This window comes from Turicibacter sp. T129 (assembly GCF_025594975.1).
Classification (GTDB): Bacteria; Bacillota_I; Bacilli_A; order MOL361; family Turicibacteraceae; genus Turicibacter; species Turicibacter bilis.
Map to the genome: position 1 here is coordinate 49,504 of NZ_JAMQUU010000018.1, position 12,988 is coordinate 62,491.

The following is a 12,988-nucleotide window of genomic DNA, read 5'->3' on the forward strand; positions in this document are numbered from 1 at the left end:
GGCGGCAACTTTATTATTAAAAACTTCAATGTGTTGGAGATCTAAAATGTAAAACCACCCATGAAAAAATGGGTGGTTTTATTTATGTGAGAAGATAATCTTTTTTTGATTCAGTGATGACTTCTGAATCTGAAAAGCTATAACCTTGCAACAAATTCATGTGAGAAAATAATTGGAATAGATAAAGGTCACTCATGAGTTCTGTTTTGGAATGTTTTCCATTCATTTCGATGAGTTGAATAGTAGCTGTTGGGTCTTCATCATAATTGGTCTCAACATGAGCAATAAGTTCAATGGAAGGAGCTGGGTGTTTGCTCATGTATCGAATCATACGTTCAATTTCTGCAATGGTTTGATGAAGGTTTAATTGTTTCAAGGTTACTAAAACATTTGGGTCTAGAATATCTTCATACTCAAGTTCATAGATCAGACGCCCTAATTCATGAATGACAAAGAAGAGGTAATAAATGTCGACTCCATTTCCACTAAAGTCAATAGAGCCTTCATGACGCTTATAAGTAATATAATACTCTTTAGTCATAGAAAAATCCCCCTTTTATTTCTTGTCTTACCTATAGTTTATTCAACAAGAAGGGAGAATTTGACGAAATTGTATCATTATTGACTAAAAGATTCGAAGAAATAAGAAGAGATATTTTCATGATTTTTATTATAAAATGAACAATAAATGGTATCTGGAAATTCTCCATTTAAAGGATAAACCTTTATAAAATAAAGCTCTTGTGATAAATCTTCAATAAAGGTTTCATTGTTTAATGATATTTTTAACGTACTTGCTCGTAAGTCTTCATTGATTCCCCAAACGAGGAAATAATCTGATGTTTGATAGGTCTGACATCGGTTCACATAGGCTCCACTTGAAGTGGTGTGCCCCCCAGAAAAGTTATATCGCCAAAATAAAAGAGCATTGGGTTCATACCAGGCGATATCTAATTGATCTGTTGCTAAGTCATGATAGAGGATAAATTCCATTTCATTCACACGAATTTGATCCACTATCTCAATCTTGTGAGTTAAGCGGGATTGTAAATGTTTTGGAATCGATGAAGGATGAGTTGTCGTCAGATAAATCGCCAATAAATCGGCGATAAGAAAAAGCACTAAGGCAAGCATGAGCTGACGCTTCAGTTTTTTAAACATAAATCCTCCAATAAATTACGTCGTCTATAAACTGTATGCACATAGCAGAGGCTTTATCATTTATATGATTGGTAAAATTAAAACGTGGTATAATAAGTAAAACGGTTTCTTTTATTAAAGGAGAGGGTGAAATGGACTTAATACTAGCAATTGATCAAGGGACGACAAGTACAAGGGCGATTGTCTTTAATAAACAAGGTCAGGTTATTGAACAGTCACAACGTGAGATTACTTGTTTATATCCAACATCGGGATGGGTGGAGCAAGATGCGAATGAGATTTGGATTTCTACATTATCTGTTTTAAATAGCGTCTTATTATCCCCTAAAATTGATGTTCAGGATATTAAAGGAATTGGGATTACAAATCAACGTGAAACAACAATTTTATGGGATAAAAAAACAGGGCGCCCACTTTATCATGCAATTGTCTGGCAATCGAGACAGACAGAATCCATTTGTGAAAACTGGAAAGCTCAAGGGCTAGAAGCTATCGTTAAAGAAAAGACAGGGCTTTTAATTGATCCTTACTTTTCTGCGTCAAAAATTCGCTTTTTACTAGATCATGTTCCAGGAATTCAAGAGAAAGTGGCGAAAGGTGAGGTGTTATTTGGGACGGTGGATAGTTACTTAGTTTGGAAGCTATCAGGGGGAAAAACACATATTACAGATGTGACGAATGCTTCACGTACATTACTATTTAATATTCATACAGGAACATGGGATGAGGAATTACTAGAGCTATTCAGTATTCCAAAGAGTATCTTACCTGAAGTGAGACAAACTTCAGAAGTCTATACGTATACGATGGATTATATGACAGGGATTCCGCTACCCATTGCTGCAGTTTGTGGTGACCAACAGGCAGCTTTATTTGGTCAGAATTGCTTTTATAAAGGTGATGTTAAAAACACATATGGAACGGGATGTTTCGTCTTAATGAATACAGGAACTGAGCCAGTCCTTTCAAGCCACGGTTTACTAACAACGATTGCTTGGAAAATTAATAATGAAATACATTATGCCTTAGAAGGGAGCGTGTTTATTGGTGGGAGCGCCATTCAATGGTTGCGCGATGGACTTCGCATAATTAAACATGCTAAAGATTCGGAAGACTATGCAAATCGTGTGACAGATTGCGGTGGTGTATATGTTGTCCCAGCCTTTGTTGGGCTAGGAACGCCCTATTGGGATAGTGATGTTCGTGGTGGTGTGTTTGGTTTAAGCCGAGGAACGAGCAAAGAACATTTTATTCGTGCGACGCTTGAAGCGATTGCATATCAAAGTAAAGATGTAATCACCGCGATGGAAGAAGATTTAGGGCATTCGATGAATGTTTTAAAAGTAGACGGTGGTGCTGCTAAAAATAGCTTTTTAATGCAATTTCAAAGTGATATTTTAGGAGTTGATGTATCTGTTCCGATGACAACAGAAACAACCGCCTTAGGTGTCGCCTATTTAGCAGGGCTTGCAACGGGTGTTTATAAGAGTATGGATGAGATTGCTTCTTATTGGCAATCGAATCAACAATATAAGGCCAGAATTACAGAAGAACAACGAGAAACACTGTATGGAGGATGGAAAAAAGCCATTGCAGCGGTACGTCTTTTCAAATCATAAGAGAACTGAATTAATACGTTGAATGATTAAAAAGGATTGCTTCTTATATCGTCATATAAAAGTAAAAGAGTAGTTATTAGTTATAGTAAAATTTATTTAGCTTTATCGTACGGAATAAGAAGGGAGCGAAAGTGATGATTGGTCAAAAAGTTACTGTGATGATGGATCGTCCACTCGGATCAAAACATCCGAAACATGGGTTCATTTATCCGTTGAATTATGGCTATATTCCAGATACTGTAGCGGGTGATGGCGAAGAAGTAGATGCTTATGTTATCGGAGAGTTTGAACCATTAGATAGATTTGAAGGTTATGTCGTGGCGATTATTCATCGACAAGATGATGTGGAAGATAAGTTAGTTGTTTGTCGCGATCGGTATCGATATAATGAATCACAGATTAAGGCTTTAGTTGAATTTCAAGAAAGATTTTTTCAATCGACAATTGAAATGAGTGATTAGATGGAAGTGACAATTAGACGAGTTGAATTTTATGAAATTAACCAAGTTGTTAGCTTTTTAATTGAGCAGTTTAAGGATATATTTTTAACTTTAAAAATAGAGGAAGAGGTATTAATTCAGTTATTTAGTACTGCGATGAGGTGTGAACAATGCTTTATTGCATTGTATAAAGAACAACTGGTAGGTGTATTGACTTATTCAACGAGGAAACATGCTTCATTTGAAGTGAGTCTAAAAGATGTTAGAAAGATGACAGGGTGGTCTAAATTTCTACGATTTTATTACAAGGTTATGAGAGACGCAGTTGTTGTGAATGATAATCAAATATATTTAAATTCATTAGTTATACATCCAAGCTTTCGTCGCCAAGGCATTGCGACACAATTAATAGAATATATTTTGGATGAAATAAAAGTAAGTGAATATCTTCTTGATGTGATGAAGACAAATCAGGAAGCATTAGCTTTATATAAGAAGTTAGGGTTTAAAGTTATTAAAAAACGATTTAACACACTAATCTTGAAATTAATGTAGAAATTTGAAGGGGATATTTTACAATAAATGACAAATGAAGCTTAATAAGTGTATTATAATAAAAGAGCAATAGGGGTGTGATTAGCAGTGAAAAAACTAGATTGATTGTGGTTGAGGTGATTCAGTGGCAATTGATTTAGTTTTTTTCTTTTTCTTAGAGTGTAGTTATTGGGTACATAGCTGTGAATCTTTTTTTAATTTCTTTACTGTTATTTTTTGAAAGATTTATGTATAATTTCTTCATGACAAAAGAAAGGGGGCGTCATAGTGTTAGGGACAGTTGTGAATGCAGGGGCGATTATTTTAGGGGGGAGTATCGGACTTGTATTAAAAAAAGGATTGCCTAAGCGATTTGGAAATCAAGTCATGAATGGGTTAGCACTATGTGTACTATATATTGGTATCAGTGGAACGCTACAAGCAAAAAATGTATTAATGCTTATTTTATCAATGGTAATTGGAACGTTAATTGGTGAGTTATTAGATTTAGATGAACGTGTGACTCAATTAGGAAATTGGCTAGAGAATAAGTTTAAAAGTAAGGATGAATATGTTTCAATTTCTGAAGGATTTGTGAGTGCAAGTTTATTGTTTTGTGTTGGAGCCATGGCGATTGTTGGCGCTTTACAAGATGGACTAAAAGGTGATACCTCGATGCTTTATACGAAAGCAATGTTAGATGGAATATCAGCGTTAATTTTTTCAACGAGTTTAGGAGTGGGAGTTATCTTATCAAGTGTTTTGGTTTTGATCTATCAAGGTGGAATCACCTTTCTTGCGAGTTTGATGGCTCCTTTTTTAACTGATATGGTGATTGCTGAAATGACGGGGGTTGGATCATTATTAATTATTGGACTTGCCTTGAATATGCTTCGAATGACGAATTTAAAATTAATGAACTTTGTTCCTGCAATTTTTATTCCCATTCTTTTATCTTTAATCATGTAGGGGTTAGTGACTTTTTGCACTTATCAATCAAAATGGTCAAAAAGTGACAAATGTTGTATATTGAACTCGTTATAATCGAAAGTGAAAATAAGTGGATGTTTCGTGATTAGGGATATTACCGAATGTATTTTTGTTGATCACGAGTTAGAGACAGAGCATATTATCTTTATTCTACGGTCTTGTTTTCAAGCAGCTAAATGATGATCGAAAGAAGATGCTAACGATCTTCTTGCGGGGAAATATAGTGTACTTGCAGATGACCTTAGTCTACCTGATGAGGTGATCAAATAATATCCTCATCCATATGAGACAGAGTAGGTGTTTATGTGAGATGTTTTAATTCAAAAAGGTATATAAATGCCATCAAGTGACGGATTAACTAGGAGTTGAGGTAGAAAAAGCCATTTTTTGTATACAAGTATTTCATACAAGACGTTGCTTGATGTATTTTCAATGGGCATATCCGAAAGCTAAAATTATGATTTGTCTGATTGAAATCCAACGAATTAATAAAGAGAGTTGGTTTAAAAATTCGACTGATATTAAACGTGTAATGGGGAATTGATGCAATTCCTGGTTATTATTTAAAAATAAGCGGTGAGATTTAATTAAAGATTGGAAGTGTACGAAATGGTTGATGATGTTTTTGGTGAAAAGCTATCTGGTCAAACGTATGTTGATCGAGAAGGGGTTTATGCCATTATTTTAAATGATAAAAATGAAGTGGCTACTATTCGTCTACCTCATGGTTATTTTTTACCAGGTGGTGGACTAGAAGGCACTGAAAGTAAAGAAGCTTGTTTACGTCGTGAATGCTTAGAAGAGCTTGGCTGGGAGATTGAAATTAATCAATTTGTTTGTAAGGCATCTAATTACTACTATTCGATGTATCGTGATCTTTATTTACATGCAATAGGACACTTTTATTTAGCGACGTATCTTGAACAAGTGGCACAGCCGATTGAACATGACCATGAATTAGTCTGGATGAGTTTAGAGGATTGTTTAAGTCAATTACATCTTGATCATCAAGCATGGGCAATTAAGCAAGTGACTCACTTATTGTAGGATGAGGTGACAAGTGTCTCGTCATAGAAGAAGACATTCTGTAACTCAGGATGTCTTTTTCTATGATTAAATTCGACTTTTTCGTCTAAAATAGGAGATGAATAAAATTCTTACAAAAAAACAATAATTGAATGAATTAATATATGCTATAATAGTAGCAATATTTTGAAAAGGAGTGAGCTTTTATGTTAGACACTTTAAAATTTAGACGTCAAAAATTAGGGGCCAATATTAAAGATAACTCGTTATTAATTTTGTTTTCAGGAGATGCACCCGTGCGTTCAGGTGATCAATTTTATGAATATACACCACATCGTAACTTCTATTACTTAACGAACTTAGATCGTCCAAAAATGGCGTATGTCTTACGTAAATTTAATGGAGTTATGGAAGATTATTTATTCATTGAGACAGTTTCAGAAGTAGAAGAAAAATGGACTGGAAAACGAATGAGTAAAGAAGAAGCAACAGAAATTTCAGGAATTAAAAATGTCTTCCCTGAAAGTGAGTTACGCAACATGTTAGGTCGTTGGTTATTAAACGAAGGATTTGAAAATGCGTACTTTGACTTTGAACGTGGATCATATCATCATTCAGATACGATTCAAACTTTATTTGCCAAAGAATTAAAACGTCAATATCCATTTTTGCACGTACAAAATATTTATCACGATATTACCGCTTTACGTTTAATTAAATCAGAAGATGAGATTGCAAATATGCGTACAGCAATTGAAAAAACACGTTTAGGAATTGAGAGTTTAATGAGAAACTCAAAACCAGGAATGTATGAGTATCAATTAGAAGCATATTATAATTTCACGATTAAAACAGAAGGGGTTAAAAAGACATCGTTCCATACGATTGCAGCTTCTGGAGCTAATGCCACAGTTTTACATTATGATAAAAATGATTCAATCTGTCGCGATGGAGATTTAATTTTATTTGACTTAGGATGTGAGTGGAACTATTATTGTTCTGATATTTCACGTACATTCCCAATTAACGGGAAGTTTACAGATCGTCAGCGTGATGTTTATCAGGCTGTTTTAGATGCGCAGTTAGCAACTATTGAAATCATTAAGCCTGGAGTTCCTCTACAAGATGTTAATGAATTTGCTCGTAGAAAGTTAGCTGAAGGATGTAAGAAACTTGGGTTAATTGAAAAAGATGAAGAATTATCAAAATACTATTACCATGGAATCGGACACTATTTAGGATTAGATACACATGATGTTGGTGGACGTGGTGGTGTCTTACAACCAGGTATGGTTATTACAATTGAACCAGGATTATATATTGCTGAAGAAGGAATCGGAATCCGTATCGAAGATGATATATTAGTGACAAAAGATGGACACGAAAACTTATCAAAAGACATCATCAAATCGGTAGAAGACATTGAGAACTTCATGGGTTCTCAGCGCTAAGGGGTTCCCTGGCATTTTCGAAGAAAATGTATCCTCAATTGCTAGGGATTGAAACAATCTTCGATTGTCAGCTTAGCTATGGAGTCCTTGTCTTTTTCGAAAGAAAAGTATCCTCCACTAATGAGGTATCTCTGCTGGTAGGGTGATAGCTTATTACTAAAAAAGACATTAAAAGTAAACAAAAGGGAGACTCTTAAATGAGTGCTCCCTTTTTCTATCGAAAATGTCGGTAGGTGGATTGTTTTTTCTCATGAAAGACCATTTCAGCAAATTTAACGAATAGTTTGCTAAATGGTAGGAATAAGAATACAGTCGATAAATTGAAGAAAAGTTGTGCATTCGCAATTTGTCGTTCAGGTGTTGGACTAAAGGTTGCAGTGAAATCTATTAGATTGTCGATGAATGGTAAGAAGAGTAGTGTTCCCAGAAAATTAAAGGTAAAGTGAATGAGTGCTGCCTGCTTTCCGGCTGTATTACCACTTAAGCTAGATAGTATAGCTGTCATACATGTTCCAATTTCATGGCCAAAAAGAATAGGAATGGCTGTATAAAGAGTGATTGCTCTGGTAGAAGCGAGTGAGATGAGAATGGCTGTTGAAGCTGAGGAACTTTGAATTAAGAAGGTAATGGACATTCCCAGAAGAATACACAGAAGAGGTTTACCTTGAACATTAAAAATGAGTCGTTGGAAAAGGCCAGAAGAGACGATAGGGCTCATTGATGATTTAACGATTCCAAGCCCGAGAAATAACATCCCAAAACTAAATAAAAAATGCCCGATATGATGAATGTTTTTCTTGGTAGAAAAGAGCATTAGGGTAGCTCCTAAAAAAATAAAGTAAGGAATAAAATCCGTTAAATTAAGTGTAATCAATTGCGTAGTTACCGTTGTTCCAATGTTAGCTCCCATAATGACTCCGGTTGCTTGTAATAAAGTCATTAATCCTGTATCCACTAGCCCAACGACTAACACAGTAATTGCTGAACTGCTTTGAACGAGTGCGGTAAAGATGCAACCAATAAATGCTCCTATATAAGGAGAAGTAATGGTGGTAGAAACTGTTTCTTTTAATTTATTGCCAGCTAATGATTTCAAGGCATTGCTCATTTGTCGCATTCCATATAAAAAGAGAGCAAGACCGCAAAATAAGCTAAGGATGATCGGTAGTACAGTCATTATTTTCACTCCTATTGATGTTAGTATCTCTAGATTGTACGTTCCCTCTTTAAAATTTAGTCCATAAATTCTTCGATGGAAATGAATAAACTGTCCATTTTAAAGCCATAATAAGTCAGTTTATTTGATAGAAAGGGATGTGGCGAAGATGAATCATATTTTATTCAAAGTTGTAGAGATAGAGGAAAGATTAAGAACGACTCTAGAAATAGGAGGCCCAATTGATCGAATAGTTAGTGAGGCTCAACTAAAAACGTTAGACTTTTTTAAATACCATCCTATTCGTAATCAAGAAGAGGCAAATGAATTATTACGATTAATGGACTTAGTATTTGGTCTTAAATAAAAATAAAAAAACAAGTTAGGACATTCATCCTAACTTGTTTTTTTGTGGATAATATAAATTATTTTTTCATATTATTATCTAAACTTAAAACATATTCAGCGATATTGATTGAATGATCACCAATACGTTCAAAGTTTGAAATAGCATCTAAGAATACAGCACCACTATGAGCATTACATTTGTTTTGGCTTAAGCGTTGGATGTGTTTATCACGTAATAACTCTTCTAAGCGATCGATATTTTCTTCAAAAATCATTGTGTCATTTGCTTTTTGACGATTATTATTTTTGTAGCTTGCATAAGATGAATTAATCGATTCGATTGTATAGTTATACATTAATCTTAACTCTTCTAATGCATCACTTGTAAATGTTAATTTACTTGTTGAAACTTCTTCGGCTAATTCAGCGATATTTTTACTATGATCTCCAATACGCTCAATATCACTTATGATTTTAATCATTGATGCGATACGATTAGTATCAACTTCTGTAATATCATGAGAAGAAATTGACACTAAGAATGTAGATAATTCACGTTCTAAGCGATTAATCTCTGATTCATTTTTAAAGATTTTTTTGAGATTTGTTACTTTACCATCAATTAAAGCATTTGTTGAAAGTGTTAAGTTTTCTTTTGCTAAATCATACATTGTTAAACTTTCTTGGAATGCTTGCTCGAATGCAATCGCAGGTGTTTCAAGGAAACGACGATCTAAACGATTAATCGTTGGTTTTTCACCTTCTTTATCTTTAAGAGCTAAGTTAGCTAATTTAACAAACACACCAGCAAATGGTAATAAAATAATTGCATTGACAATATTAAAGATTGTATGTGCATTGGCAATTTGTTTGTCAATATCTCCACCCATATACATCACAACTTGCGATAGGATATTAATCAATGGTAAGAAGATTAATGTTCCGATTAAGTTAAATGATAAATGGATGAATGCAGCTTTCTTAGCCACTTTATTGGCATTTAAACTTGATAATAGGGCAGTTACACATGTTCCGATATTATTACCGAATAGGATAGGAATCGCTACTTGTAAGCTAATTGCACCTGTTGCAGCTAGGGATAAAAGAATTGCTGTTGATGCAGAAGAACTTTGTACGACTGCAGTCATAGCTGCCCCGACTAAAATTCCTAAGAACATGTTTCCTTCAAGAGTTAAGATTAAGTCTTGGAAGAATGTTGTTTGGGCAATTGGGCTCATTGCATCTTTCATTTGAGATAATCCCATGAATAAAAGACCGAACCCAAAGACGATTTTACCGATTTCTTTACGCTTTTCTTGTTTCATGAATAAGATAAGCGCCGCCCCGATAATGATGAATAATGGAATGTAATCATCAATTTTGAATGTGATTAATTGACCAGTAATCGTTGTCCCGATGTTAGCCCCCATGATGACTCCTACTGCTTGGTATAAGCTCATAAGACCTGCGTTAACGAAACCAACGACCATTACGGTTGTAGCACTACTACTTTGTATAATTGCTGTGACAATTGTTCCTACTAAAGCCCCTTTAAGTGGATTTGTAATGGCTTTATCGAAGAATGATTTTAATCGTGAACCGGCTGCGTTTTCAAGTCCATCTCCCATAAATTCCATACCGAATAAAAATAGGGCAAGTCCACTAAATAGACCTAGTAAGATATTAATGTATTCCATACAGTTACCTCCAAATTTTATCCTGTTCCATAATACTACAAAATCCTCTAAATGAAAATAATATGTTAATAGATTAACCTATATTTAAGATAAAAAACGATAGTATTTTAAAAAAATAAAAAGTAATCGTTATTTACGGTGGCATTTTATAATTTTAGTGTAACTACATTTTTTTATGAAATTCTGTTATTTTTTATTTCTTTTACACTTTCTATATATTTATTCTGCAACAGGCATAAAGATTTAAAGAAATCTATAAAAAAATATGTATGTAATAAACTTGCGTATCTAAAAATAACAAAGATTGGATGCTTTACTACAATAAAAATATCGATTTGTAAAGAAGATTACTATATTATTTGGTTTTAAGATGTGAATTTAGTATAATAAAATTACTTTGAAAAAATGTAAATCACTTGAATGGAGGAAATAAAACATGCAAAAACCTGTTTTAACGATATCAGAATTACGTGCAAACGTTGAAGATAAAGAAATTTTAAAAGGCGTAAACTTAGAAATTAAAGGCGGAGAAGTTCATGCGATCATGGGACCTAACGGAACTGGAAAATCGACATTATCTTCTACAATTATGGGACACCCTAAATATCATGTAACAAGTGGAAATGTGACATTAAATAATGAAGATGTATTAGCTATGTCAGTTGATGAGCGTGCTCGTGCTGGATTATTCTTAGCAATGCAATATCCTGCAGAAGTACCAGGTGTTACAAACTCAGACTTTTTACGTACAGCTATGCAAACACGTATGGAAGAAGGAAAAGATGTTCCTTTATTTAAGTTTATTCGTGAATTAGATAAGAGTGTGGCAAAATTAGAAATGCGTGAAGATTTACCACATCGTTACTTAAATGAAGGATTCTCAGGTGGAGAGAAAAAACGTAATGAAATTTTACAAATGTTAATGTTAAAACCAAATATTGCAATTTTAGATGAAATTGACTCAGGATTAGATGTTGATGCATTACGTATTGTTGGAGAAGCAGTAAACTCAATGCGTGGTGAAAACTTTGGATGCTTATTAATTACTCACTACCAACGTTTATTAGACCATATCAAACCAGACTTCGTTCATATCATGATGAAAGGGCGTATCGTTAAATCTGGTGGACCAGAATTAATTGAACGTATTGATCGTGAAGGATACGATTGGATTAAACAAGAATTAGGAATCGAAGATGAACGAGTAATCGTTGAAGATGAAAAACGTAAAGTCGTATCAATCGGAACATGTGCTACAAAAGAAATGTTAGACCTATAATCTAAACACTGTTTATATAATAAATGTACTGATAAGATTTAAAAGTTATAGATGAAAGGGGTCAGATTGATGACGCAATTACCAACTTGGGTTAATGAAATGCAATCGAAAGCTTTAGCTGCGATGCCTTCATTAAAATTACCAAAAGCAGATCGTACAAATATTAAAAACTGGGCCTTCGATGTCATTGAAGCACAAGCTCCAGTTTCATATAAAGAGAATGAAATCCCAGCAGCAGTTTCGCACTTAGTGAATGCTGATGAACAAAATGTTGTCATCGTATGTGACGGCGTTGTTGTTTACAAGAAATTAAGTGATGCCTTTAATGGAGTTGTATTAGCCAACTTAACAGAGGCTTTAACGGTTCATGAAGATTTATTTAAGTCTCATTTCATGACAGTAACACCAGTAGAAATGAATAAATTAGTGGCAATGCATGTTGCTCATTTAAATAGTGGTTTATTTATCTATGTTCCAAAAAATAAAGTGATTAATGATGTCTTAAATGTTGTATATGTACAAGAAAATGGATCATTAATGAATCACACATTAATCGTGGCAGAACAAAGTTCACAATTCAAATATATCGAAAACTATCATAATACTTCAAAAGCAAACATCAATGCGATTTCAGAAGTTGTTGTTGGTGAAAATGCACATGTTGAATATGCAGCGATGGATCGTTTACACCAAGATTCAACAGTTTACCAATGTCGTAAAGCAAATGTTCAAGCAAATGGAAGTTTCTTATTATCATTAGGAGCTTTAAATGACGGAAATACAGTTTCTGAGAACTTAGTTGCTTTAGTCGGGCAAGGTGCAACTGCTGAAGTGAAAACAGTGGCGATTGCTGAAGGCAAACAAAAACAAAATATCACAGTCAATATTGAACACTTGGCTCCTTATACAGAAGGACATATTGTCAGCCATGGGGTTTCAAAAGATAGTGCTCAATTAACATTCAATGGAATCGGAAAAATTAATAAAGGAATGAATGGATCGAATGCACAACAAGAAAGCCGTGCCATGATTTTATCTGAAACAGCACGTGCCGATGCTAATCCAATTCTTTTAATTGACGAGTATGATGTTAAAGCTGGACATGCGGCTGGTGTTGGTAAAATTGACGAAGAGCAATTATACTATTTAATGAGTCGTGGATTAACGCGTCGTGCAGCTGAAATTTTAATTATTTACGGATTCTTAATGCCATTCATTGATGATATTCGTAGCGAGGTAATCAAATCAGAATTCGTGAAGGTTATTGAACGTAAAATTAATGCTTAA

At 34.2% G+C, this 12,988-nt stretch carries 14 protein-coding genes; 10 read left to right on the plus strand and 4 right to left on the minus strand.

The features are described from left to right. Positions 1–82: 82 nt before the first annotated feature. Both NEH75_RS03545 and NEH75_RS03550 read right to left on the minus strand, forming a co-directional pair. Positions 83–541 carry a hypothetical protein gene (locus NEH75_RS03545; RefSeq protein ID WP_055243339.1) on the minus strand — a complete coding sequence of 153 codons (459 nt, stop codon included), beginning with the start codon at positions 539–541 and terminating at the stop codon, positions 83–85. A gap of 77 nt (positions 542–618) precedes the next feature. Then, positions 619–1,161, minus strand: a complete 543-nt coding sequence (locus NEH75_RS03550) for a hypothetical protein (RefSeq protein ID WP_055304915.1) — start codon at positions 1,159–1,161, stop codon at positions 619–621. Positions 1,162–1,292: 131 nt separating this feature from the next. On the opposite strand from NEH75_RS03550, the gene glpK reads away from it, so the two are divergent. The 7 genes from glpK (at position 1,293) to NEH75_RS03585 (ending at position 7,221) form a co-directional block, all read left to right on the plus strand. Next, positions 1,293–2,780 (plus strand): glycerol kinase GlpK, encoded by a 1,488-nt coding sequence (glpK, locus tag NEH75_RS03555; RefSeq protein ID WP_055304913.1) that lies wholly within the window; start codon positions 1,293–1,295, stop codon positions 2,778–2,780. Positions 2,781–2,914: 134 nt separating this feature from the next. Continuing rightward, complete coding sequence (locus NEH75_RS03560; protein ID WP_055243337.1) at positions 2,915–3,241, plus strand: inorganic diphosphatase; 327 nt, start codon at positions 2,915–2,917, stop codon at positions 3,239–3,241. Next, entirely contained in the window at positions 3,242–3,775 is a 534-nt protein-coding gene (locus NEH75_RS03565; protein ID WP_055304911.1) for a GNAT family N-acetyltransferase, read from the plus strand. A 267-nt stretch (positions 3,776–4,042) separates the two neighbouring features. Further along, positions 4,043–4,723, plus strand: coding sequence for a DUF554 domain-containing protein (locus NEH75_RS03570; protein WP_055276975.1), 681 nt, complete (start codon positions 4,043–4,045; stop codon positions 4,721–4,723). A 442-nt stretch (positions 4,724–5,165) separates the two neighbouring features. Next, complete coding sequence (locus NEH75_RS03575) at positions 5,166–5,288, plus strand: hypothetical protein (protein WP_257720679.1); 123 nt, start codon at positions 5,166–5,168, stop codon at positions 5,286–5,288. A gap of 65 nt (positions 5,289–5,353) precedes the next feature. After that, positions 5,354–5,791, plus strand: a complete 438-nt coding sequence (locus NEH75_RS03580) for an NUDIX hydrolase (protein ID WP_055304908.1) — start codon at positions 5,354–5,356, stop codon at positions 5,789–5,791. A gap of 185 nt (positions 5,792–5,976) precedes the next feature. Further along, on the plus strand, positions 5,977–7,221 hold the full coding sequence (locus tag NEH75_RS03585; protein WP_055304906.1) for an aminopeptidase P family protein: 1,245 nt from the start codon (positions 5,977–5,979) through the stop codon (positions 7,219–7,221). Between the two features lie 214 nt (positions 7,222–7,435). On the opposite strand, the gene NEH75_RS03590 is transcribed toward NEH75_RS03585, so the two are convergent. Continuing rightward, positions 7,436–8,398 carry a Na/Pi cotransporter family protein gene (locus NEH75_RS03590; protein ID WP_055304904.1) on the minus strand — a complete coding sequence of 321 codons (963 nt, stop codon included), beginning with the start codon at positions 8,396–8,398 and terminating at the stop codon, positions 7,436–7,438. A gap of 148 nt (positions 8,399–8,546) precedes the next feature. Here NEH75_RS03590 and NEH75_RS03595 point away from each other — a divergent pair, with 148 nt between their 5' ends. After that, on the plus strand, positions 8,547–8,744 hold the full coding sequence (locus NEH75_RS03595; protein WP_055243331.1) for a hypothetical protein: 198 nt from the start codon (positions 8,547–8,549) through the stop codon (positions 8,742–8,744). A 58-nt stretch (positions 8,745–8,802) separates the two neighbouring features. Here the strand turns inward: NEH75_RS03595 and NEH75_RS03600 are convergent, their stop codons facing one another. Further along, the gene (locus NEH75_RS03600) at positions 8,803–10,422 is read right to left on the minus strand and encodes a Na/Pi cotransporter family protein (RefSeq protein ID WP_055304902.1); all 1,620 of its coding nucleotides are present in this window, start codon (positions 10,420–10,422) and stop codon (positions 8,803–8,805) included. 436 nt (positions 10,423–10,858) lie between these two features. Between NEH75_RS03600 and sufC the strand changes: the two genes are divergently transcribed. Together sufC and sufD are read left to right on the plus strand one after the other, a co-directional pair. Further along, positions 10,859–11,701, plus strand: coding sequence for a Fe-S cluster assembly ATPase SufC (gene sufC / locus NEH75_RS03605; RefSeq protein WP_055243329.1), 843 nt, complete (start codon positions 10,859–10,861; stop codon positions 11,699–11,701). Between the two features lie 69 nt (positions 11,702–11,770). Further along, entirely contained in the window at positions 11,771–12,988 is a 1,218-nt protein-coding gene (gene sufD / locus NEH75_RS03610) for a Fe-S cluster assembly protein SufD (protein WP_055304900.1), read from the plus strand.